The 21,366-nt window shown below is 33.9% G+C and carries 30 protein-coding genes and 1 other annotated feature; of the genes, 3 read left to right on the top strand and 27 right to left on the bottom strand.

The window, feature by feature from the left end:
- Window positions 1–85: 85 nt before the first annotated feature.
- From BR44_RS07725 to BR44_RS07680, 11 genes are all read right to left on the bottom strand, one after another.
- Window positions 86–691, bottom strand: coding sequence for a class I SAM-dependent methyltransferase (locus BR44_RS07725; protein ID WP_034551693.1), 606 nt, complete (start codon window positions 689–691; stop codon window positions 86–88).
- An 89-nt stretch (window positions 692–780) separates the two neighbouring features.
- Complete coding sequence (gene rplL / locus BR44_RS07720) at window positions 781–1,146, bottom strand: 50S ribosomal protein L7/L12 (RefSeq protein WP_034551692.1); 366 nt, start codon at window positions 1,144–1,146, stop codon at window positions 781–783.
- Between the two features lie 74 nt (window positions 1,147–1,220).
- A complete protein-coding gene (gene rplJ, locus BR44_RS07715; protein WP_034551691.1) occupies window positions 1,221–1,724 on the bottom strand; it encodes a 50S ribosomal protein L10 in 504 nt (167 codons plus the stop codon).
- 58 nt (window positions 1,725–1,782) lie between these two features.
- Window positions 1,783–1,910: a sequence feature (ribosomal protein L10 leader region), on the bottom strand.
- Window positions 1,911–1,957: 47 nt separating this feature from the next.
- Window positions 1,958–2,650, bottom strand: a complete 693-nt coding sequence (gene rplA / locus BR44_RS07710) for a 50S ribosomal protein L1 (RefSeq protein ID WP_034551690.1) — start codon at window positions 2,648–2,650, stop codon at window positions 1,958–1,960.
- Between the two features lie 97 nt (window positions 2,651–2,747).
- Window positions 2,748–3,173 (bottom strand): 50S ribosomal protein L11, encoded by a 426-nt coding sequence (gene rplK / locus BR44_RS07705; RefSeq protein WP_034551689.1) that lies wholly within the window; start codon window positions 3,171–3,173, stop codon window positions 2,748–2,750.
- Window positions 3,174–3,312: 139 nt separating this feature from the next.
- Window positions 3,313–3,762: a hypothetical protein gene (locus tag BR44_RS07700; protein ID WP_034551688.1), complete on the bottom strand. Its 450-nt coding sequence runs from the start codon at window positions 3,760–3,762 to the stop codon at window positions 3,313–3,315.
- A 242-nt stretch (window positions 3,763–4,004) separates the two neighbouring features.
- Complete coding sequence (gene nusG, locus BR44_RS07695) at window positions 4,005–4,553, bottom strand: transcription termination/antitermination protein NusG (protein ID WP_034551687.1); 549 nt, start codon at window positions 4,551–4,553, stop codon at window positions 4,005–4,007.
- Between the two features lie 170 nt (window positions 4,554–4,723).
- Entirely contained in the window at window positions 4,724–4,903 is a 180-nt protein-coding gene (gene secE, locus BR44_RS07690; RefSeq protein ID WP_034551686.1) for a preprotein translocase subunit SecE, read from the bottom strand.
- Between the two features lie 35 nt (window positions 4,904–4,938).
- Window positions 4,939–5,091: a 50S ribosomal protein L33 gene (gene rpmG / locus BR44_RS11320; RefSeq protein ID WP_084676114.1), complete on the bottom strand. Its 153-nt coding sequence runs from the start codon at window positions 5,089–5,091 to the stop codon at window positions 4,939–4,941.
- A gap of 110 nt (window positions 5,092–5,201) precedes the next feature.
- Window positions 5,202–6,146 (bottom strand): 1,4-dihydroxy-2-naphthoate polyprenyltransferase, encoded by a 945-nt coding sequence (menA, locus tag BR44_RS07685; RefSeq protein WP_034551685.1) that lies wholly within the window; start codon window positions 6,144–6,146, stop codon window positions 5,202–5,204.
- Between the two features lie 55 nt (window positions 6,147–6,201).
- On the bottom strand, window positions 6,202–7,260 hold the full coding sequence (locus tag BR44_RS07680; RefSeq protein ID WP_034551684.1) for an FAD:protein FMN transferase: 1,059 nt from the start codon (window positions 7,258–7,260) through the stop codon (window positions 6,202–6,204).
- A gap of 635 nt (window positions 7,261–7,895) precedes the next feature.
- Here BR44_RS07680 and BR44_RS07675 point away from each other — a divergent pair.
- From BR44_RS07675 to BR44_RS07665, 3 genes are all read left to right on the top strand, one after another.
- Window positions 7,896–9,761 carry an NAD(P)/FAD-dependent oxidoreductase gene (locus BR44_RS07675; protein WP_034551683.1) on the top strand — a complete coding sequence of 622 codons (1,866 nt, stop codon included), beginning with the start codon at window positions 7,896–7,898 and terminating at the stop codon, window positions 9,759–9,761.
- An 83-nt stretch (window positions 9,762–9,844) separates the two neighbouring features.
- Complete coding sequence (locus tag BR44_RS07670) at window positions 9,845–10,384, top strand: Gx transporter family protein (protein WP_034551682.1); 540 nt, start codon at window positions 9,845–9,847, stop codon at window positions 10,382–10,384.
- A gap of 42 nt (window positions 10,385–10,426) precedes the next feature.
- Window positions 10,427–11,407, top strand: coding sequence for a polyprenyl synthetase family protein (locus BR44_RS07665; protein ID WP_034551681.1), 981 nt, complete (start codon window positions 10,427–10,429; stop codon window positions 11,405–11,407).
- Window positions 11,408–11,591: 184 nt separating this feature from the next.
- Here the strand turns inward: BR44_RS07665 and BR44_RS07660 are convergent, their stop codons facing one another.
- The 16 genes from BR44_RS07660 to BR44_RS11525 all read right to left on the bottom strand — a co-directional run bounded on the left by BR44_RS07660 (window position 11,592) and on the right by BR44_RS11525 (window position 21,270).
- Window positions 11,592–12,188: a sigma factor gene (locus BR44_RS07660; protein ID WP_034551680.1), complete on the bottom strand. Its 597-nt coding sequence runs from the start codon at window positions 12,186–12,188 to the stop codon at window positions 11,592–11,594.
- A 350-nt stretch (window positions 12,189–12,538) separates the two neighbouring features.
- Entirely contained in the window at window positions 12,539–12,817 is a 279-nt protein-coding gene (locus BR44_RS07655; RefSeq protein WP_034551679.1) for a hypothetical protein, read from the bottom strand.
- A 143-nt stretch (window positions 12,818–12,960) separates the two neighbouring features.
- A complete protein-coding gene (locus tag BR44_RS07650) occupies window positions 12,961–13,422 on the bottom strand; it encodes a protein-export chaperone SecB (protein WP_034551678.1) in 462 nt (153 codons plus the stop codon).
- Window positions 13,422–13,721, bottom strand: a complete 300-nt coding sequence (locus BR44_RS07645; protein ID WP_034551677.1) for a hypothetical protein — start codon at window positions 13,719–13,721, stop codon at window positions 13,422–13,424. Before BR44_RS07645 ends, BR44_RS07650 begins: the two co-directional genes overlap by 1 nt.
- A 39-nt stretch (window positions 13,722–13,760) precedes the next feature.
- On the bottom strand, window positions 13,761–14,315 hold the full coding sequence (locus BR44_RS07640; RefSeq protein WP_034551676.1) for a hypothetical protein: 555 nt from the start codon (window positions 14,313–14,315) through the stop codon (window positions 13,761–13,763).
- A gap of 152 nt (window positions 14,316–14,467) precedes the next feature.
- Window positions 14,468–15,637 (bottom strand): phage major capsid protein, encoded by a 1,170-nt coding sequence (locus BR44_RS07635; protein WP_034551675.1) that lies wholly within the window; start codon window positions 15,635–15,637, stop codon window positions 14,468–14,470.
- 307 nt (window positions 15,638–15,944) lie between these two features.
- On the bottom strand, window positions 15,945–16,232 hold the full coding sequence (locus BR44_RS07630; RefSeq protein ID WP_034551674.1) for a hypothetical protein: 288 nt from the start codon (window positions 16,230–16,232) through the stop codon (window positions 15,945–15,947).
- Window positions 16,233–16,254: 22 nt separating this feature from the next.
- Window positions 16,255–16,776 (bottom strand): hypothetical protein, encoded by a 522-nt coding sequence (locus BR44_RS07625; RefSeq protein ID WP_034551673.1) that lies wholly within the window; start codon window positions 16,774–16,776, stop codon window positions 16,255–16,257.
- A gap of 60 nt (window positions 16,777–16,836) precedes the next feature.
- Window positions 16,837–17,151, bottom strand: coding sequence for a hypothetical protein (locus tag BR44_RS07620; RefSeq protein WP_034551672.1), 315 nt, complete (start codon window positions 17,149–17,151; stop codon window positions 16,837–16,839).
- A gap of 4 nt (window positions 17,152–17,155) precedes the next feature.
- Window positions 17,156–17,626 (bottom strand): hypothetical protein, encoded by a 471-nt coding sequence (locus tag BR44_RS07615; RefSeq protein ID WP_034551671.1) that lies wholly within the window; start codon window positions 17,624–17,626, stop codon window positions 17,156–17,158.
- A gap of 21 nt (window positions 17,627–17,647) precedes the next feature.
- Window positions 17,648–17,902, bottom strand: coding sequence for a hypothetical protein (locus BR44_RS07610; RefSeq protein WP_034551670.1), 255 nt, complete (start codon window positions 17,900–17,902; stop codon window positions 17,648–17,650).
- Window positions 17,903–17,907: 5 nt separating this feature from the next.
- Window positions 17,908–18,240 (bottom strand): hypothetical protein, encoded by a 333-nt coding sequence (locus BR44_RS07605; protein WP_034551669.1) that lies wholly within the window; start codon window positions 18,238–18,240, stop codon window positions 17,908–17,910.
- A 306-nt stretch (window positions 18,241–18,546) separates the two neighbouring features.
- Entirely contained in the window at window positions 18,547–20,085 is a 1,539-nt protein-coding gene (locus BR44_RS07600; RefSeq protein ID WP_051912607.1) for a DNA primase family protein, read from the bottom strand.
- The gene (locus BR44_RS07595) at window positions 20,082–20,921 is read right to left on the bottom strand and encodes a bifunctional DNA primase/polymerase (protein WP_034551667.1); all 840 of its coding nucleotides are present in this window, start codon (window positions 20,919–20,921) and stop codon (window positions 20,082–20,084) included. Before BR44_RS07595 ends, BR44_RS07600 begins: the two co-directional genes overlap by 4 nt.
- Window positions 20,918–21,106 (bottom strand): hypothetical protein, encoded by a 189-nt coding sequence (locus tag BR44_RS07590; protein WP_034551665.1) that lies wholly within the window; start codon window positions 21,104–21,106, stop codon window positions 20,918–20,920. The genes BR44_RS07595 and BR44_RS07590 overlap by 4 nt, the downstream gene beginning before the upstream one ends.
- The gene (locus tag BR44_RS11525; RefSeq protein ID WP_156954921.1) at window positions 21,103–21,270 is read right to left on the bottom strand and encodes a hypothetical protein; all 168 of its coding nucleotides are present in this window, start codon (window positions 21,268–21,270) and stop codon (window positions 21,103–21,105) included. The genes BR44_RS07590 and BR44_RS11525 overlap by 4 nt, the downstream gene beginning before the upstream one ends.
- Window positions 21,271–21,366 lie beyond the last annotated feature (96 nt).

The raw sequence follows: 21,366 nt of genomic DNA, 5'->3' as shown, positions 1-21,366 counted from the left end.
TCTACACACTGATTGCATTAGGTTATTTTACATCATATAATTCAAACAGTCAAGACGAAATTTAAATTGCCTTGTTTTCTATTTTTTAATTCTTTGTGCTTTGGATAATCCAATACCCTTTATCTTTTGTTAATACCTCTACATTACCAAATGTTTCTTTCATTTTTTCTTTTGCACTAGGTGCCCCTTGCTTTTTCTGTATAACAATAGTCAACGTTCCTTGTGCTTTTAACCGAGCAAAAGAACCCGTTAATATCTCATGTACGACTTTTTTCCCTGCACGAATAGGAGGATTGCTGACGATTGCTGCATAAGATTCGCCTTCTACCTGTTGATAAATATTAGAAGGATGAATCTTTGCATTACTAATTCGATTATTAGATGCATTTTGTTTGGCTAATCCTAGAGCTCGTTCGTTGACATCAACCATTTCGACCATTCGTTCATTAGCTGCTTTAGCTAACGAGAGTCCAATCGGTCCGTATCCACAACCTACATCCAGAATATCCCCTTCTACCATTTTATCAAAATCAATCGTTTCAATTAATAAACGCGAACCAAAATCAACTGTTTTTTTAGAAAAGACGCCTAAATCTGTTACAAATTTAAATGTAAACCCTCGCAATGTATAGGTCCAAGCTGACTGCTCGCTTTCAGTATGCGGCTTATTTGTAAAATAATGATCTGCCATTTTAAAAAACCCCCTCATTTTACCTTTATGATTAAAAAAGACACGCAGCAAACTGCGTGTCTCGAAAGTTTCCAACATAAATTGTTGAATTATTTAACTGTTACAGTTGCGCCAGCAGCTTCAAGAGCTTCTTTCATTGCTTCAGCGTCTTCTTTAGAAATATCTTCTTTAATTGCTGCAGGTGCTCCGTCAACTAAAGATTTAGCTTCTTTCAAACCTAAACCAGTTGCTTCGCGAACTGCTTTGATTACTTTAATTTTTGCGTCTCCAACAGCTGTTAATTCAACTGTGAATTCTGTTTGTTCAGCAGCAGCAGATTCTGCTCCACCAGCAGCAGCTACAGGAGCTGCTGCAGTTACGCCAAATTCTTCTTCAATAGCTTTTACTAAGTCGTTTAATTCTAATACTGTTGATTCTTTCAAATCAGCAATGATTTGTTCAATGTTTAATGACATTGTTATATTCCTCCATATTGGTTAATTTTTTTTGTTGGTTATCTTTTCAAATTGCTAGAAGAGCGATTTTTTTATTAAGCTACTTCTTCTTCTTTTGATTCTGCAACTGCTTTGATAATAAGAGCAGTATTGCGAATTGGAGCTTGAAGTACAGATAGTAACATTGATAGTAAACCATCGCGATTCGGTAATGTTGCAAGAGAGTTCATTTCTTCTACTGATGATACTTTACCTTCGATTACGCCACCTTTAATTTCTAAAGCTGGTGCTTCTTTAGCAAAATTTGCAATAATTTTTGCAGGTGCAATTATATCTTCATTACTAAAAGCAATAGCTGTAGGTCCCTTGAAAACATCATTCATTCCTTCTAAACCTGCTGCTTCTGCTGCACGGCTCAAAACAGAATTCTTGATTACTTGCATCACAATACCTGCATCACGTAATTGTTTACGTAATTCAGTCGCTTCTTGAACAGTTAAACCACGGTAATCCATTACTACAACTGACGCTGCGTTTTGGAATTGTGTTTTCGCTGTTTCAACTAGCAATTGTTTTTCTGTGATTGCTGCTTGACTCATTAATTTTTCACCTCCCGATCGATTGATGGAATCTTTTCGTATATTCAACTTAAAAAGTCTCTATAACGCAAAAACTCCATGTCACCGTAGACATAGAGGGAGTGTTGTATGCTTTCACATATCATCCTCGGCAGGAAATTAAGGCACAAGGCCACCTACTGTCTTCGGTAATAGTACTTAACTTAGACGATTTTAACAAGACAAATCGTCTAGGTCAAGACATTTATTATTTTTTATGCAAATGTATTAGCGTCAACTTTAACGCCAGGTCCAAATGTGCTAGTGATTGATATATTTTTGATATATTGACCTTTAGCAGTTGAAGGTTTTACTTTAAGCATTGTGTCGTTGATTGTTCCAAAGTTTTCAATTAATTTAGCTGTATCAAATGATACTTTTCCGATAGGAGCATGAACGTTTCCTGCTTTGTCTACACGGTAAGTAACTTTACCAGCTTTAATTTCATTGATTGCTTTCGTAACATCCATAGTAACAGTCCCTGTTTTAGGGTTAGGCATTAAACCTTTGGGTCCTAAAACGCGTCCTAAACGGCCAACTTCAGCCATCATGTCTGGTGTTGCTACAACAACGTCAAAATCAAACCATCCACCATTGATTTTTTGTACTAATTCAGCTTCGCCGACGTAGTCTGCTCCAGCTGCTTCTGCTTCTTTTGCTTTGTCGCCTTTAGCAAAAACTAAAACTTTTTGTGTTTTACCTGTTCCGTTTGGAAGAACAACTGCCCCACGAATTTGTTGGTCAGCTTTCTTAGGGTCTACACCAAGTCTATATGCTACTTCAATCGTTTCATCAAATTTAGCAAAACTAGTTTCTTTTATCAAAGCTACAGCTTCTTCTACAGTATAAAGCTTATCAGCGTCTACTTTTTCTAAAGCTGCTAAATATTGTTTACCTTTTTTAGCCATGTTTTATTTCCTCCTTGATTGTGGTTATAACGGTTTTACCTCCCACTTGATCCTCATCTTATTGTAGACGAGAGACACTGAGAAGCGAGTTTCGGGATTAACCTTCGACAGTAATTCCCATGCTTCGTGCAGTACCTTCTACCATTTGCATAGCAGCTTCAATCGTTGCAGCATTTAGGTCAGGCATTTTTGTTTCAGCAATTTCTTTTACTTGTGCACTTGTAACAGCTGCAACTTTTTTCTTGTTTGGTTCACCGGATGCTTTATCAATACCAGCAGCTTTTTTAAGCAAAACAGCCGCAGGCGGTGTTTTTGTAATAAAAGTAAATGAACGATCTTCATATACAGAAATAACAACTGGTGTCAGTAATCCACCTAAATCTTGCGTACGTGCATTGAATTCTTTACAGAATCCCATGATGTTCACTTGCGCTTGACCTAAAGCTGGACCTACTGGGGGAGCTGGACTTGCTTTTCCTGCAGGAATCTGCAATTTAACTAATTTGACAACTTTTTTGGCCACGAGACATACCTCCTTGAATGAGTCCGCGATGTGGTTAATGGGGCTAAGATTTCCCCTCCCACATATCTTCATACGTAAAAACGTACTAGTTGACTATAGCATTTTTAATGCTATACAACAAGTATTAATTTAAAGTATTTTATTTTTTAGAACGGAATCTCTGTGAGGGTTCTTCCAGGCGGGGTTTACTCCTTTTATTTTTCAATCTTTTTACTAACTGAACTACCCCATGGATAATGCCAGCTACTATACTATAGATAAAAAAGAAAACGATGAATCCCCACAACCCCATCGCCGCGTCAGCAAACTCCATATTCCCACGGTTAGTGATGGCTTGTTGAATTTCAATCGCAAAAACTAAAACAACCATCAGAGTGAATGTGTAAATAAATGCCACTATCGTTGTTTTAAATTTAAACTGATCAATCCATTTAAACACTATATAAGCTAATAGAAAGAACACAATACCAATCAACCCAATTACCCAAAAATGCAACTCTTTATCTGTCATCTGGATACCAAATCGTAAAGCTATTTGATCATGTATTTCATTAACCAAGCTAGCTAGCCATAAAATTAGTGCTTTCATAAAGACCTCCACTTCTACGTCATCTTTTTATCCTTTAGTTTATCTTCTTCTATACAAAGATCTTAAAGAGAAAAAAGAAGATATCTATTCACTTTTTCAATTCCAATCAGCACCTTGTTAACCTTCTCATGAATGAAGTTACAAGTATTATCAGCTAATTAAATAAAAAAACCTTTTGTAAAATTAGAAGAAAACCAATCCATCATGGTTTTATCATCTTTCACAAAAGGCTTCAAGTAGTCTTAAAGTTTATCCGCTTGCTCGAAATCAAGTTCTGTACTTGTCTCGCGACCAAACATCTCTACATTTACTTTTAATTTAGCTTTTTCTTGTTCAATTTCAGTGATTTTACCAATCATCCCACTAAAAGCACCTTCAATAATTGTAACCGATTCGCCTATTTCGAATTCAACTTCTTTATGGCGAGAGCTGATACCTAAACGACGTAAGATAACTTCAATCTCTTCTTTTAATAGTGGGGCAGGCTTACTTCCAGCGCCATGAGAACCGACAAAGCCTGTTACTCCTGGCGTATTACGGACAACATACCAAGAATCATCCGACATAATCATTTCCACTAATACATAACCAGGGAAAGTTTTTTTCATTGTTACTTTATCTTTACCATTTTTCTTTTCTGTTTCTTCTTCTTCAGGTATGACAACACGGAAAATATAATCTTCCATCCTCATGCTATTCGCACGTGATTCAATGTTTTGTTTCACTTTATTTTCGTACCCTGAATATGTGTGTAAGACATACCAGTGTTTTTCAATTTCAACTTGTTCCACTTTAATCTCTCCTATCTATTTTTTGTACCATTTATTTTTAATGTTAGTAGTTGTTTTTGATTTATGCCATACAAAAAAACCTTCGTTAAGATTAAGAAGGTTTTGGTGCGTCGGTTATTTGTGGATAGTATACCATCTTTCATGTCAACTCGCTAGTAGTTTTGATAGTTTTATAAAATAAAATCAAGAACAGAATTGATTCCGAAATCAACAACTATAAAGAAAATCGTAAATAACAGACAAACTCCAAACACAATAATTGTGTTTCTTTTTAATTCTTTACTTGTCGGCCAAGTGACAGCTTTCATTTCATGGCTTACGCCAACGAAAAAATCTTTTATCTTACTCATGCTATTCCCTCCGAACAGTTCAATTAAACTAGTTTTTATTTCGTTTCGCGATGTATTGTATGCTGATTGCAATATTTACAAAATTTCTTTACTTCTAGTCGTTCCGTACGTCCAGCACTATTTACCTTTTTAGAATAGTTTCTAGATCCGCATATCGAACACGCTAGAGCAGATTTTTTAATGGTCATTTTTTCACCTGTACTTTCTATTTTAGCGAGTGAAATCTAATTAAATTTAACATCACTTTGCTAAAGTGTCAATTATTCTTTTTTTTTTAGATAATAGAAGTCTGTTCCATCTAATTATTGAGCATTAAACTAACAGCTAATAATAGAGTTTCTGTTCCACTAAAAATAGTGATATTCTTAATAGCTAAAGAAAAAGTTTTTTCTTTTAGCTGCTGCACATTAAATTCTTGGAGATTTTTCTGGATAGGAATAAAGGTAAACATAAGTAAAAGTAATATCGGATGCATCAACTTGAACAACACTGCTAAAATGATAATTACATAAGAAGCATACGTTAATGAATCAAACAATAAAATGGCGTATTTTTTCCCTATATAAAAAGGCAAAGTAAAACGATGGTTGCTAACGTCCTGATCCAAGTCACAAATGTTATTGGCTAACATAATATTCGCAATCAAAAAGACCGTTGGTAGTGAAACAAAAGCTATTGTTATAATGGCGAGATAGTCTCCTGTTAGAAGAAATGTGGTCCCTTGAAAAACCAAGTTTAGCAGTGTCTCTGATTCCACATTTACGTAAACGGTAATGAAAAAAATACCGAAACCCATAACTAACCCTGAAAGTATTTCTCCCAATGGCATTCTCGAAATTGGAACTGGACCAAATGTATAGAAAATCCCGACAATAAAGCAAGCCCCTCCCATAATAAGCAACAAGATTGTTGTTTGAAAAACTAGCCATAAACCTAATAGTGAAGAAACGCTTAGCATAACAACTATCAACTGGGTAACTGTTTTTTCGGAAATATTTTGTTGCCCAATAATGTTGACTTGTTTTTTGTACGTTTCATCTTTAGCTTTTTGATAATCCATCAAATTATTGATGGCTGTTGTAGTCATATCAACTAACAACATTGCCACAAAAAATATAAATGTATTTCCTATATTAAATGACTTGAAATAAGTACGAGAAAATAGAGCTCCTAATAAAAAAGGAAATAAACTAGCAATTTTTGTCTGTATCTCAACAAGTTTTAAAAAAACAGTTAGCGTCAATTGAGTACTCCTTCTTTTACATATAATTTAATAACACCAAATGCTTGATCCATTTTTAATTCTTCAAATTGAATTCATCATTATTCAACCTAAAACCATTTTTCAATCCTTCAGACAAATAGATATATCTGTCTTTCGTAACAAAAATAGCTTCTACATCTTCTCTTTGATTAATAAAGTCCAAACCACCTTCTAGCCCTTTAGAAAAAACGACAGTTGATAACCCATCACCATCAACCGATTTGTCTGCCACAATACTGACTCCCGCTAAATCGTTATCAAAAGGACAACCTGTTTTAGGGTTTAGTAAATGATGGTACTTCACTCCATCTACCTCAATGAATCTTTCATAGATGCCTGATGTTACAATTGTTTTATTGTTGATTGGAATCGAACCTATAATTTCTCCATGTGTTTCGAAAGGATTTTGAATCCCAACATTCCATGCAGCTCCTTTAGCACGGGGGCTATTTCCTAAGACAAATATATTGCCTCCTAGATCAACAATTGCAGTAACTACTCCGTTAGATTTCAAGATTCTCACTGCTTCATCTGTAATATACCCTTTTGCAATTGCACCTAAATCTAATCGCATATTTTTTTCTGTTAAGAAAATCGTTTGTTTCTCATCATCTAACTCTACTTTTGAGTAATCTACTAAAGTTAAAGAATCATCGATTTCGGATTGTGTTGGTTTTTTGGCATCATCGAAGCCAATGTGCCATAGATTAGTCAATGGTCCGACAGTCATATCAAAGCTTCCTTCACTCTCACTGCTATATCCGTATGCAGCTTTCAACAAGGAATAAACATCATCAGATACTTCTAGCGGTTTGATGCCTGCTTGTTCATTTATTTTTTCGACTTCAGATTTACCATCATTGACTGTAATCTTTCCAGATAGTTCTTCAATTCGATTAAAGACTCTCGTTAATACTTCTTGTTTCCCCTCGTCGTAAATTTTCACATTTACTACTGTTCCCATCAAAAATTCTGTCCTACTATATGGTTCATCTACTAGCCCGGTTGTTTCTTTTTCCTCGCTGCAACCAGAAATAAAGAGCAGCATACTAAATAAAAGAAAAAAAATCTTCCAATTGTTTTTAGTCTCCATTTCTTTCTCTCCTTTGTTCAAATCATACTATCAAAATTCCTGATTAAAGCAAGTATACCCTTTCAACAAGGTCTCAGAATTCAAGCTAAGACCTTGTTGTTTTTATTTCATTAAATTTATACATTTCTATTCTTCTTCTACTTTGTTGTCCACCATAATTATTTCCATTTTGTCTGCTTTAGCAGCTAAAACGATTACTGATGAAAAAATAACAGATGATAATTCAAACCCGTTTTTAATTTTCATCCTGACTTACCACCCTATTTTTTCAGTCTGCCTTTTTTTGCATAGGCGACTTATTTACAAAGCGAAAGAATACCTGAGACTAGTATAACTGACCAATTTTTAATTGTCTACATTTTCACAAGAAAATCAACAACCTATATCCTTTGTTATCTCACCATTTCAAGGCCGTTTCCCCATCATTTTAAGGCTGTTTTACCAACATTTCAAGGCAAATGAATGTAGACAATTAGCTTGTTTTTTAGTATACTTACTTTTGTATAGGTTGTGAATTGTTTAACTAATTCATGTTACTCAATTTCTGCTTAATCTAATTATATATGTTGGATCTATTTATAAAGATTTATTTTTTATTTACTTAATCATTATTATACTAATAAGGAGTGGAAAATATGACTTCAAAAAACATTGTTGTTGTTGGTGCGGGATTTGCCGGCATCGCTACTACAAAAAAACTGGCGAAACGTTTTAAAAAAAATCCTGAGGTGAAAATCACTCTGATTGACCGCCATTCTTATCAAACTTATATGACCGAATTGCATGAAGTAGCCGGCGGTAGAGTAGAAGAGGATGCTATCAGATTTGATTTACAACGTTTATTTTGCCGATTAAAGAATGTCGCTTTAGTTACAGATAATGTAACTGAAATTGATCATGACAAGAGATTGGTATTAACAGAAAATGGTTCATTTCCTTTTGATTACCTTGTTTTAGGCATGGGTGGAGAACCAAATGACTTTGGAACTCCTGGAGTAAAAGAAAATGCATTTACCTTATGGTCACTAGACGATGCTTTAGATATTAGACATCATATAGAACAAACAGTTGCGCTTGCTGCTGTTGAAAGAGACGTGGCTAAACGTAAAGCCATGTTGACCTTCGTTGTTTGTGGTTCTGGTTTTACAGGAATTGAAATGATCGGTGAATTATTAGATTGGAAAAAAAGATTGGCTAAAGACAATAAAATTGATCCATCCGAAATGAACTTGATGGTCGTTGAAGCTGCTCCAACTATCTTAAATATGATCACACGCAAAGATGCAGATAAAGCAGAAAGATACATGGCTAAAAAAAGGATTCAATTGCTAAAAAATTCTCCGATCATTGCTGTCGAATCAGACCATATCGTTTTAAAGTCTGATGAGAAGATACCTACGCATACATTAATTTGGACTGCTGGCGTAAAAGCGAATACCGATACTGAAAAATTTGAAATGGAAACTGCTGGAGCGGGCCGTTTAGTTGCCAATGAGTTTATGGAAGCTAAAGGATTAGAAAAAGTCTATGTTGTTGGTGATTTAGTGTATTACGAGGAATTTAAAGATACACCAACACCGCAAATTGTTCAAGCTGCTGAACAAACTGGTCATACCGCTGCTGATAATATTATTGCCGATATTGAAAAGACTGAAAAGAAAGTCTATTCTGGTAATTATCAGGGCTTTATGGTTTCAATTGGTTCAACATATGGGGTTGCACATCTAGGAGGAGCCATTCATTTAAGTGGATTCTTTGCTATTTTAATGAAGCATTTAGTTAACTTGTATTATTTCTTCGGCATTCGTTCTGGTTATTATGCTACACAATACATTTTCCATGAATTCTTTCATATTAAAGACCGACGCAATATTTTCCGTGGTCATTTATCACGCTATGGAAATGTCCTTTGGAGTGTACCTCTACGAATCTTTTATGGCAGTATGTGGCTTTTTGAAGGAATCAAAAAAGCTTTTGGTTTGTTCGGCACCGATAGTTGGTTTGGAAATAAAGTCGCTTTACCTTTTTCATGGTTACAAGACGCTACTGCTGGCGCTTCCCAAGCTGTTGACAGCGGGGCTGCTGAAGCAGCCAAACCAATATTCGGCTTAAGTTATGCCTATGGCGAAGAACCTATGATGATTTTTACAAGAGCACCTTATTGGTTTCAAAGTATCATGAAAATTATGATTCCTACACCTGAAGTCGCTTTAATTTTCCAAAAAGTAATGACTCTTCTTGAAATTGCAATCGGTCTAGCTCTTATTGCAGGATTATTTGTTTGGTTGTTAAGTGCTTTAACCGTTGTTTTAGTTGCAAGTTTTACTTTATCAGGAATGTTTTACTGGGTTAACATTTGGTTTATTTTCGTTGCCCTTGCATTAATGAACGGTTCCGGTCGTGCATTTGGGTTAGATTACTATATTATTCCATGGATTCAAAAAATAGCTGGGAAATGGTGGTATGGAACACCGGCTTCATTGTATAATAAAAAAGCATAGGTTTTACACAAATAGAGTGGGTGCAGTTTACATCTGCTTTCACTCTTTTTAAATTAAAAAAAGAAAGGGGGAAGGATTCTACGATGACAAAAAATCAAAAAGTTGTTTATATAGCCTTGCTAGCTGCGCAAGCGGTTATTTTAGGTTTAGTTGAGCGGGGTATTCCTTTTCCATTTGCTTTTGCTCCTGGGGCAAAATTAGGAATCGCAAACTTAATTACTATCATCGCACTATTCACTCTTCCTTTCAAAGATAGTTTTACTGTCGTTTGGATCCGGCTAATTATGACAACCTTATTAGGAGGCACTCTCTCTACTTTTTTATATAGTTGTACTGGTGCTTTATTAAGTTATTTTGGCATGCTATTAGTCAAACAATTAGGACCAAAATATGTCAGTATTATCGGTATCAGTGCCATAGGAGGTATCTTACACAATGTTGGACAATTAGCCGTCGCCAGTTGGATTTCTCAAACTTGGACTGTTATGTTATATTTACCTATCCTATCCTTTATGGGCATTTTATCTGGTATGGCTATTGGAATTGCGGCTAATTATTTGATGGAACATGTTCGAACGCTTAGAGATTTTAAAGTTCAATATTATGATAAAATTAGTGATTAAAAAATGACTCATTCACTCAAACATAGAAAGGAGTTATTGATGATGTCTGTACATTCTTTCTGGGAACCTTATTTAGAATTGCAAACAGAATTAGAATCGGTCACGCAAGTAATGGCTAAACAAATTCGTTTACGCAACAAAGAAATTGAAGCAGCACTTTTGGATAGCATTTATGCCGGTGGAAAAATGATCCGCCCAGCATATACACTACTTTTCTCTAAATTTGGTAACACCCAACATGTGGATCGAACTCTTGCACTTGCAGCTGCTGTTGAATTATTGCACACAGCTACGTTAATTCATGATGATGTCATTGATGACTCCCCTCTGAGACGAGGAACACCTAGTCTCCAATCTAAATATGGCAAAGATGTAGCTGTTTATGCCGGCGATTACCTTTTTACAGTTTGTTTTCGTCTTTTATCTACTTATGCTGATACTCAAGAACATATTGAAATTAATACTCGAGGCATGGAGCGTATTCTAATGGGTGAGCTAGATCAAATGCATTTACGTTACAATAAAAATATGTCCATCCGCGGTTATTTAACTCAAATTTCTGGAAAAACAGCTCAATTATTCGCACTTGCTTGTTATTCAGGTGCTCTAAATGGCGGGCAAACAGAATTTTTTTCTAGAAATGGGTATTATATCGGTAGTCATATTGGTATGGCCTTTCAGATTACTGATGATATCTTAGATTATTCTCAAACTCTTAATGTCTTTGGTAAACCCGTTTTAGAAGATGTTCGTCAAGGTATCTATACCGCTCCTTTAATTTTTGCACTTCAAGAGAATAACAAACGATTAAGAGAACTTGTTGATAAAGAAGCACATATGACTGGAGAAGATGCTAAAGAAGTTCAACAGTTAGTTATCGAATTAGATGGTTTAGAAAAAGCAAAGCAATTAGCTAGAAAATATACGCAAAAAGCAATGAAACGAATAGAACAGTTGCCTGAACAACAAGAAAAAGAACACATAAAAAAGATTACTTTATCCTTATTAGACCGTCATGTTTAGATAACAGCAAACAGTCGTATTGATAAAATAAATGTAGGAAGGACCTTATAAAAAGATGCTTATCTTTTTATAAGGTCCTTCCTATTTAAAAACTTGCAAGAATAGTAGACGATTTTTTCATTTTCAAGCTAAATCATTTATCTTTTCCGAAGTATGCGCTTTCAAATTTTAATGAACATCCTTTTTATTCGAGTAATTGTTTTAGTTTCCGTTTGCAACGATCTAGTGCATTTTTAACTTGTAGAATATCACAATGTAATTTGGCTGATATGGCTTCAACTTCTTCATTGTGAATAAAGTCCAAGAATACACGTTGTTCAAAATCTGACAAAGTAGCTTGATAGTCGGCAAGTCTTTCTCGAACTTGAAGTATTTCAATAGTGGGCAGTTGATCCTTTCCTTGTAGTATGTACTGCATGCCTTGCTTACTCTCTAACATTTCTTCTAGTGATTCAGCATTTTTCTCAATCATTCTTTTCTTTGCCATATCTTTTCGAACAAGGCTATATATATGATGTTTCAGATTTAACTTGTAAAAATTACCGAACGTGTGACCTTTTTCACTATTAAAGGTATGAATAGTTTTATTAAAAACTATTCTAGCTTCTTGTAAAAAATCTTCTGATTCAAAGCTTTTTAAATAAAAATCTTTCGTTATCTTAACAGACAGCGCATGGTAGCGCTTAAAAATGATGTCGAAAGGAGCATCATCCCCATTTTTTATTACTTCTATTATTTCATTATCGCTCATTTGTGTAAAAAGGCCATCGTTCTCTAACATCTAGTTTCCTCCTTTAGATAAGTAACTGTTAAATTCAAAAAACAACTTTTTTTGAGTCTACTATTCTCAAGAATAGCTTTTCAGTTAGAATCAAAGGAGTTCATAATATTGTTAAATCAACGTTTATAGTGATATTCTACTATTTAAGAATCAATAGGTTTAAATTTTTACGTATTCAATTACGTATTCAATTACAAAAACTAGTGGGTGCATATTATAAATAAATAGTTCAACCATGTCTGTCAGACGCTTTTTAAGCTCATTCCAGTTTTTTCGTCTATACCTTATACCTTATACTTATGCTCCTATAAATAGTTTACATAAAAAAGAACTCAAAAGAGGCCATTAGTTTAAATCAATTTACTTAACGCAGCAACATTTTTACTTTTCACTTCTTTTCTTAAATCTGGCGATTCTGTTTCCTTAACTACAACTTGAACAATGTGTGACTTAGTAAGTAAACGATATATATCTTTATCATCTATTACTGATAAAGTTTCAATAGTTTCCGGATCATAATATCGTTCCCAGGCATCATCTGCGGTGAAAGCTCTTATGTCAGTCTTAAGAATTTTATTGCCGTTAGAAAGTTCTATTCTAACACTATAATATTTTTTAGCTTCAGTCATTTCAATTCACCCCCTCTATATAACTATTATTATACTATATTTTTTACGGAAAATGCAATCGCTATCATTTCATTTTGTTATGTTTACTTGTTTAAGTATTTTTCTTTACAACGTTAGTTTTCGACAAAAAAACAAGGTATGATTTACTCATCCTTGTTTTCTAAAGCATCTAAATCTATTATATTGATTGAATTTTCTTTTTTCATCATTTCAACAACATTCACAACCGGTAAAACGAAAACAGGATAGTTATTAGCTCTGAGCGTGATATCAGAAACCACACTTCTTAAGTATGGATAAAGTATCGCTATAGCATTTGTCGACATTAATTCTCTAAGATCGTCTTTCTCGCTTTCTTCTTCCTCATTCTCTAACTCATATTCAAAGATACCTTTTATACTAGTATAGACTGTAAACGGACACTGAACGTTACTTTCATCGCCCAAAGCAACCATTAAAATAACTATACCTTTATTTTTTTCATATGCTACACTTGCACTAAATTCAACACCTACATCTAAAGAATCACTTTCATGGTCATAATTATCATTTTCTTGATATTGCATTTTATCTATTATATAGTCTTTAAATTCAATAGTTGCCATTATGCCACCTTTTTATTCAAAGAAGAATAGGTCTTTATCACTTCTTCTGAACCTTTATAATTTTTTATTTCTTTTTTTATTTTTACGGTATCGATTTTAAAATCTTCTTTTATTTTATATTCTTGTGTATTAGAAGGAATTTCTCCACTTAATTCAGAAAATCTATAAAATGAATCTCTTACTTTGTCAATATTGTTGGCAATTTCAACAGAATAAATTTCATTAAGTGCGTTCCTTATCTCTTCTCTTGATAGTTTAATATTATCTTCGCTTATGAAATCACCTAGCATAATGCTCATGATCTTCACCTCTCTTAATATGTATGTTATCATATTTAGTTATATTACGCATATATTTTGTATTATATCAGTATTACGAATGCATATTTCGCTAGCGTTATCAAAATTAGAAACTTTATATCCAGGTATATCATTAAAACTAGTGTAAGTATCTTTAATTACTAAATCTACTACTTTATTGTAATGTTCAAGAATCAACTCGATAACTAAACCATCTAAGTTACCTCTTTTATATGCTCCATCTTGTATTAAAGCTTTCCGTTCTTCAGCTATTTCACCAGCATTTTCATTCATAAAATTATGAAAAACTTTTTTATTTGCACTCAAATTCATATCTAGTTCTTTGTCACTGTCTACATGGCAGTCTACTTTTAAAACAGTAGGGTTTTTATAACCATTTTTATACTTCTTAACATATTTCATTGCTTGCTCTTTCGCTTGACAATTATATTTTTCACTATTTTCAAATATATATACGCCTTTTCCTAAATCACAAGGAAGTCTATCGCTTATATGGTCTATTAAAAAACTATTAATTATAATTTCTTCGGCTATAGTCTCACTAGTTCCGTGAAAACCTACATAATTTTTCATAACCTAATTTCTCCATTTCATTACAATGAACAAATTATACATTTCTATTACACTCAAGTCAATCTTTTTTTTAGAGTAGTCAACATGTCGCTTGAAAAAAACAAACCCTTAACCAGTTTAATGATTAAAGGCTATTCTTATTAAACGATCGTTTAAACCGCTGCGGTATACGTTACATAGAACCCTGCTTCGGTATCTGCCGCCTGTGTATCAAAGCGTACTGAACCGTTTAACACTTGACCATGAACAAAGTTATCAACCCACTGGACAACATCTTTCTTACGGTCAAACAATGTCACAAACTCGTGTAAATCTCCGAAGAAACCAACTAAATCGCCACTAGATACGCCAATTTGTTCATCTGGAATAACTACAACTTCTTTCCCGTTGACACGTTTACCTGTTTTAACTGTTATATCATCTTGTAATAAGAAGCGGCCACTAGTATCTTTTAATAGATCCAATTCATCAAATAGAGAAGTTGATACATAAGCTTTTGCATTATACATGGTAGAAACATCTTTATTAAGCATTTCTTTGATACCTGCCAAACCAGTAACAGCCTTTTTAGGTGCTGTTTTCATCTTAGCAATAATCTCACTATTTTTTGTGTTAATATCTAACTCATTCAAATGTTCCGTTAATAATTCAGTAACATCAAAATCAGCGTCTTCTACCATTTCCATTGATACGGGTACTTGCCCTCTATATGTTTTAATATCGTATTCCATATTAATAATTTCGGGCGTTGGTAGTTCTTTAGTTGCTAGTTCCGTTACTGCTGTTAATTTTTGGTTAGACTTCTTTAACACGCCATACGAACCGCTTGGTGTATTTGTTTTTACAATGCGAACGTGCTTAGTTAGGTCTAACTTGTCAACTTGTTGCGTGCGTGCTGTGATAGCTTCGTTAGGAATTACTACGCCTTTGTTTTCAGTTTCAAGAGTACCTGTTTCTAGTCCTCTTGATTGAACAAATCTTTTAATGCTACGTTGTGTACTTTTTTTCATTTTATTATCTCCTTTAGTAGTTTTATTGTCAGATTTTTCTTCTTCAGCTTCTTCAATATCTTCTAGCTCGTCTTTCAAGTCTTGAATTTCTTTATTTACTTTCTTTTCCTCGTCTTTCTTTTCTTCTAAACTAACTTTTAAATCATTTAATATTTTTTGCATTTCTTCCTTTTCTTTTTCGTCCTCAATTTCATTAATCACACTAGATAGATCAGTATATTCTTTACTCAATGGAGCAATTTGTTTCTTGATTTCTTTTAACCTGTTTTCTTTCAATTTTAACTTTGTTGCGATTATCGTTTTATTAGCCATGGTTTTTTTTATCCCCTTTTTTTAGTTGTTTTAACTGTCTATAAGTAGCGATTGCCACCTCTTAATCATGGATTGATTGGTTCTTTTTGCCTGTTTGTTCATTACGTCTAACAATGGTCTAGACCAATAGAACCAACTCCTTTACTGCTTTTTCTAGTCTGATTAAAAAGTCCAAAAAAACTTTTTGTAACAAATCCAAAACTTGTTAAAATCTAATCCCGCCGGCTTTGATAGTTGCTATTTCTGAACGCTGACCCTGGGCGGCTTCGTGTGACTACATTCTTGTTACTTATTTATTTATTTCTACTTATTTATTTACTGGATATAAAACTTCTTCATAACTTTTTAAATAAAGTAAGTTAGTACATTTTATTTCTTCGTCTACATAATTTACCTTGCTAGTTAGTAAAGCTTTCACCTTGCATCTTTGATTAAATTTTAAACTCTTATACTCATCTGTTTCTTTAACGATTGTCATAGAGATCCAACCTAGTTTATCTTCCCTGAATAACAAACTGTGTGTATAGTCTCCCTCGTATACGCTATCTACGAACCGCCCTTGAAGTTGTATCTCATTATCTTTATCTAGTATCATTTGTTTTTCCCCTATTCTCTTATTAGTTTTTTAGTCTGTTGTGTCTTACTGCTGCCATTCTGTAATAGCTATCTGAATCTATGCCTGCTAAGAATCTGTTAATATCTTTCTTAGTTTTCGCATATGCTTTATCTAACTCTTTGTTATATATTTCTGCTTGTTTGTGGAGTTTCAGGTATTCTTTTTTTGCTTTGTCTTCCAATAGTTCTAGTTCTGGACTGTTTAAAATCGTATCAATATCCTTTTGAACATCCATATAAGCAACTTCTTCTAGTGATTTTATCTGTTTTTCTAGTTCTTTCTTCTTGCGTTTGAATTCATATCTTTCTGCACGGTCACTTTTACCAGTTTGTTTTAAGTTTAATACGGTTTTTTCTTCTTCAATTTTGTTTATTTCTTCTTGAGCTGTCGAACGTTGAGCGTTTAGATGTGCAATCTCGTTGCTTTGTCGTGCGATTAAACTATAATAGCTTTCTCCTTTAGGTTCTTTGTAGTCTGGAATAACAATTCCTTTGATAATGATTGCTTTGTTTTCTGTTTTCATCTGATCGTTCCCCTTTTAGTTTGTATTTTTGTATCGTTCACCTGTTACCGCTGCACTAAGCTAGCCACTATCTTCAAATTTAACGTTGTAACGCTTCTCATGTTCCGCAATGCGATTGCTTACAGTAAGTTTTGCTTCTATTTTTGACCGTTTTACTCGATATTGAATGAGTGTTAAGCCTGTTTTCTCCGCCATTTCTTTATCATTAATTGGTTCATCTGGATAGTAATACTTTTCCATTAAGAGTTCTCTTTCATCTTCGGTAAGCTGTTTTAAGCTCGTATATAGATCTTTTAAAAACCTTTTGTCTAGGTCTTCCATTCTATCGGCTCTAGCTCGCCACTTCATTAAGCTATGTTTACTTATTTTATTCATTACTTTATGCCTCCAATAGCTCCAACATCGTTTCATAGTCTTTCTTTTCCTTGTTTGTTGGTTCTTCGCCCTCATAGTGCTTCTTTTGATACCTTATTGCTTGTTCGATTTCTTTAACTTCATCTAGGATAAGCTCGTCCAATTCATTGTTAGATACGTCCATATCATGCTTGTAGCGGTCAATGTAATATTCCTTGCTACTTGTATCTAACATGTTCCAAAAGGCATTGAAGTAGTGTTTTTTGAGCCTCAACACTCTTATATGTTGTTCGGCTATTTGCGTTGCTGAAACATGATTTGTTACCTCTGTTTCTATGTCACAACCGACTGTTGTTAATTGGTCATCTATCATGCCTAGTCTTGTTGTTAATGAACGATTATAGAAGTTTATTCGACTGTTTCTGATTCTGTTCTTCGTCTTGCTTATTCGGTCATCTAAGGAGAAATAACTGCCTATCACATCTTTAACCGCCACCCGTTCCACCTCTTTTAGTTATTAGAAATCTAGCCACTTACCATTGTAAAAGACGTTAAAAGCTTCGTTGCCTAAAGTTGGATATTCTTTAAACATTCTTTTTTCACCCTGCGATTTGATTTTATCCACTGCGATTAGTGAAGTATTTACATGCCTAAAGAATGGTTGCGGCAACTTAATACCGTTCATTTGCTCCATTAATATGAACAGTTCTTCTTGTACTCGCTTAGTCTGATTTCCCAAATCTATCCATTGATCCATTTCTGTTTTAGCCAACTGTTTTACTCCCCTTTGTGTTTGATTACATTCAGTAACTCGTCAACGTGAGCTATAACATCTTGCAGCGTATTCAGTTGAGCAACTTCTAATTGCTTACGGTTTTCTGGTAAGTCTAAATACCATAATTGAACACGATAATTAGTTGTACTTATTCGGCTACTTAACAATATTTCTATATCTGCTTTTCTTTCGTTTGGTATGTTCAAGAATATTTCTTGACTACCTTTTTCTTTAATTGAGTAATTCGCTTCTAGTATCTTAACTAGCTCAATCCATTGTTTTTTAGCGTTGTTGTAGTCGTGTGCTTGTGCTGATCTAAATGCTTTTTTTGTCATCGTTTTAGCTCCTTTTCGTTTTTCAGTTACCTTACGTTGCTAAAAGTTACCGTGAAGTTACCGAGTTTTTACTGTATTCGTTGCTCAAAACTCTTTAATACCAACGTTAGCAAGTAAAGTTACCGAGTTACCGAACAAAACCACTTTCTTTTATATATAGTAATTAATTAGTTTTATATTATATTATTAAAGAAGTAGTATATTACAGTAACTCAGTAACTTATGCTTATTATCGTTGGTTTAACAACGTTAGTCGGTTACTTTACCCTTGTTTTTTCGGTAACCGTTCAGTAACTGGGTAACTTTTTAACTAGCTAGCTCAATCCTCGTATTTACAAGGCAGGCATACGTTTTATCCTTTTCTGGTGCTTCTATCTTTGTGTTTTTTTCCATTTGTAACGGAAGATACTTTTCATTGAAGAAGTTACCAACCTTAGATTTCTTCTTCTCCCAATCGGTATCAAGCACCCTTTCAAGTGAGTTTATAAAGTTTCTTGAAGTCATATACTTGTACTTGTTTTCTTCACAAAAATCTAAATAATATTGGTAAAGTAGATACAGTGGTATGCGTGTGCTTGTAAATTGGTCGAAAACTGAAACCTTGAAATCTCTAATTGGATCGTTGTCTATTTTGTATTGGTTCATAAGTTGTTCAGAACTGGCAGGAAGAATAAATTTTTCAAAGTCTATATTAATAGCTTTCTGAAGTACATATTCAAGCACGTCTTTTCTTTTTATATAATCGTTCTTAATGCTCCAATTATCTCCCTCTCCCTTAAATGCCTGCTTAAATTGAACAATTAAAAATCGTTTATATGTTCCCTCGGTCGTATTATGAACCCGTGGCAAACCATTAGTAGACTGGATAACAGTCATATTAAAAACTGTTGAATATGCTGCTTTGTTCTTTTGCTCAATTCTTACAGGGTCGCCTGTGACCGTACTGTTGAAGTTACTAGAATCATCAATATAAACGTGAGCGGGTACATCATCTCCAATTACGCACGTCTTACCCTCTAGTAAAGGCAGGGCAAAACGTTCCGAAAACTGGTTCACTTTCAATGTAGCGATATTATTTCTACCTACCATGTTTGTTATTAATTCTTGAAAAGTTCCTTTACCCGTATTTCCCTCTCCGTATAACCATATTGATTTTTTTCTTGAAAAATTACCGTTCATTGCCGAGCTGATAACCTGCCATAAGAGTGTGTTTAAATCTTCTTCTCCGTTAGATAAATCTTTAAGCCATTGTTCAACGTTCCAACCCTCGAAAATTGGTAGAGTAGCTTTATCGTTGTAATCTGTAGCAATCTTTGAAGTAAAAACATAATCTGATGTGAATTTTTCTAGTTTCTTGGTTTCTAAGTTGAACACGCCATTATTTACTGGTATTAAATACCTTGAATTAGTTTTTTCTTTTACCTCTGAGATATTAGCTATCTTGTAAATTACATCTTCGGCTTGTCTTTCTGTAAAAGTAGGCTCAACGTAAGATATATATCGTTTAATCATGGTTTCGTTTTGCGTATAAATACCTTCAAACCTCATATATATTGCTAGTCTTGTACCTTCCTCCATATTGAACAAACAAAAGAAGAAAATATCATTCAAGACATATGCAACTTCTAAAGGCATAAGCCTTGGGTACTTAGTTTCTGCGTTCTCACCTTTTCCTACCGTATACTCTTTTGATTCTCTTCCTTTATCGCCTAAATCTATTAATAAGTTTTTTAAATCTTCTGGAGTTTTCGGAGTTTTTTTAACTTCTTTTTTCTTTTTAGTCTTTTTCATATTTTCAACATCGTTTGCTATGTCTTTAAATAAATCTTCTTCTTCCTCTTTCATTTCTTAGCTCCCTCCCTTTTCGTTATGCTTTTTAGTACGTCTGATAATTCTTTATCTGTTAAAGGAGGATTACAGTAGTTTTCGTTCCAATCCCTGCATAAATTAACTGCAATGGTAGGATTCATGTTTGCCTTGATTAACGTTCCAAACGCCCTTGCGAAAAAATGATTTCTAGTTCCATTTTCAACGCCTTGTACTACTTCTTCTATCAATAGGACTAACTTACCTTTGTATTCGTTTGAACCCTTAAAATCGTTTGTATAAGCCATTTCAGACTGTATTGGCTGTTCTTTGGCTGTTATTAAATCAAGTAGCCATTCTGGAGCTTCGGTTATTTCTGATAAGTTGCCATTTTCTATTTCATACGTTCCAAACGATCCATCTTTTCTTTTTACAACGCTGCCTGGAGCAACTACGAAGTTTTTTATAACATCTAATGATTTTCTAAAGCCTATGCGTTGTTTAACCTCATAATTATCTGGATATGAAAAGAATAAATGTAAGCCGCCATTCGCTGTTTTTGAGCTTACTACGTTTTGCAAATCGCTTATATTGTCACCCAGTAACTTCTCAAGCGATTCTATGCCCTCACGCTTGTTTTTTCCATGCGTATCTATATCCAGTACAAAGTAGTTAATACCCGCCATTGATAAACCTATGTTTGCTTGCTCGTTTTCTGTAAACATGTTATAAATTTCTTCTTCATTTGTCGTGGATTCCTTAAAACCTTTAGATTTTGCAACTGGAATTTTGCTTCGAGAACTCAATGGGAAAACAGGGAAACCTAATTTTGCTATTGCTAGTGCTTCATTCAACAGGTTAATTTCTTCATTCAACTAAAGCACCCCGTTTTTTTTCTCATGATTTTTACAATTTCATCTGTTGTTTTTTCATTGCGTAAAATAATTTTATTATTGAAAGAAGCAATTTCTTCATTGATTGCGTTTAAACGATCATATAATTCTTTTTCTTCTTTCATTAGGATTCTAAAATCTTCAATAGTCTGTATAGCTGCACTCATCTATTTACCACCTCTTTTACTTTCAAGGTTCTTTCTGTTTCTAAATGTTCTTTCTCTAGCAAAATGTTATGGTAGTTAATTGTTTTTGTCATCTGGTTTAATAAAGTGACAACGTTTTTTGTGTCTTCTTTGTGTTGGCCTGTTATTATTTTTAGCATTTCCATCGTCAAAACCCCTTTACTGTAGCTTTTAGGTTGGTTTTGTGTTATAGTTAGTCATAGATTAGATAACTAAATACCAACTTTTTTACTCTGCTTTGA

This window comes from Carnobacterium funditum DSM 5970 (genome assembly GCF_000744185.1).
Lineage (GTDB): Bacteria > Bacillota > Bacilli > Lactobacillales > Carnobacteriaceae > Carnobacterium_A > Carnobacterium_A funditum.
The sequence above is the reverse complement of the archived record's forward strand: the minus strand, read 5'-3'. Positions and strand labels throughout refer to the sequence as shown.

Bases quoted from the DNA above. Each gene is read 5' to 3' on its own strand.
- BR44_RS07725 (WP_034551693.1), bottom strand. From the start codon at position 691: ATGGCAGATCATTATTTTACAAATAAGCCGCATACTGAAAGCGAGCAG.
- rplL (WP_034551692.1), bottom strand. From the start codon at position 1,146: ATGTCATTAAACATTGAACAAATCATTGCTGATTTGAAAGAATCAACA.
- rplJ (WP_034551691.1), bottom strand. From the start codon at position 1,724: ATGAGTCAAGCAGCAATCACAGAAAAACAATTGCTAGTTGAAACAGCG.
- rplA (WP_034551690.1), bottom strand. From the start codon at position 2,650: ATGGCTAAAAAAGGTAAACAATATTTAGCAGCTTTAGAAAAAGTAGAC.
- BR44_RS07700 (WP_034551688.1), bottom strand. From the start codon at position 3,762: ATGAAAGCACTAATTTTATGGCTAGCTAGCTTGGTTAATGAAATACAT.
- secE (WP_034551686.1), bottom strand. From the start codon at position 4,903: ATGAGTAAGATAAAAGATTTTTTCGTTGGCGTAAGCCATGAAATGAAA.
- rpmG (WP_084676114.1), bottom strand. From the start codon at position 5,091: ATGACCATTAAAAAATCTGCTCTAGCGTGTTCGATATGCGGATCTAGA.
- BR44_RS07680 (WP_034551684.1), bottom strand. From the start codon at position 7,260: ATGGAGACTAAAAACAATTGGAAGATTTTTTTTCTTTTATTTAGTATG.
- BR44_RS07675 (WP_034551683.1), top strand. From the start codon at position 7,896: ATGACTTCAAAAAACATTGTTGTTGTTGGTGCGGGATTTGCCGGCATC.
- BR44_RS07670 (WP_034551682.1), top strand. From the start codon at position 9,845: ATGACAAAAAATCAAAAAGTTGTTTATATAGCCTTGCTAGCTGCGCAA.
- BR44_RS07665 (WP_034551681.1), top strand. From the start codon at position 10,427: ATGTCTGTACATTCTTTCTGGGAACCTTATTTAGAATTGCAAACAGAA.
- BR44_RS07660 (WP_034551680.1), bottom strand. From the start codon at position 12,188: ATGTTAGAGAACGATGGCCTTTTTACACAAATGAGCGATAATGAAATA.
- BR44_RS07655 (WP_034551679.1), bottom strand. From the start codon at position 12,817: ATGACTGAAGCTAAAAAATATTATAGTGTTAGAATAGAACTTTCTAAC.
- BR44_RS07650 (WP_034551678.1), bottom strand. From the start codon at position 13,422: ATGGCAACTATTGAATTTAAAGACTATATAATAGATAAAATGCAATAT.
- BR44_RS07645 (WP_034551677.1), bottom strand. From the start codon at position 13,721: ATGAGCATTATGCTAGGTGATTTCATAAGCGAAGATAATATTAAACTA.
- BR44_RS07640 (WP_034551676.1), bottom strand. From the start codon at position 14,315: ATGAAAAATTATGTAGGTTTTCACGGAACTAGTGAGACTATAGCCGAA.
- BR44_RS07635 (WP_034551675.1), bottom strand. From the start codon at position 15,637: ATGGCTAATAAAACGATAATCGCAACAAAGTTAAAATTGAAAGAAAAC.
- BR44_RS07630 (WP_034551674.1), bottom strand. From the start codon at position 16,232: ATGATACTAGATAAAGATAATGAGATACAACTTCAAGGGCGGTTCGTA.
- BR44_RS07625 (WP_034551673.1), bottom strand. From the start codon at position 16,776: ATGAAAACAGAAAACAAAGCAATCATTATCAAAGGAATTGTTATTCCA.
- BR44_RS07620 (WP_034551672.1), bottom strand. From the start codon at position 17,151: ATGAATAAAATAAGTAAACATAGCTTAATGAAGTGGCGAGCTAGAGCC.
- BR44_RS07605 (WP_034551669.1), bottom strand. From the start codon at position 18,240: ATGACAAAAAAAGCATTTAGATCAGCACAAGCACACGACTACAACAAC.
- BR44_RS07600 (WP_051912607.1), bottom strand. From the start codon at position 20,085: ATGAAAGAGGAAGAAGAAGATTTATTTAAAGACATAGCAAACGATGTT.
- BR44_RS07590 (WP_034551665.1), bottom strand. From the start codon at position 21,106: ATGAGTGCAGCTATACAGACTATTGAAGATTTTAGAATCCTAATGAAA.
- BR44_RS11525 (WP_156954921.1), bottom strand. From the start codon at position 21,270: ATGGAAATGCTAAAAATAATAACAGGCCAACACAAAGAAGACACAAAA.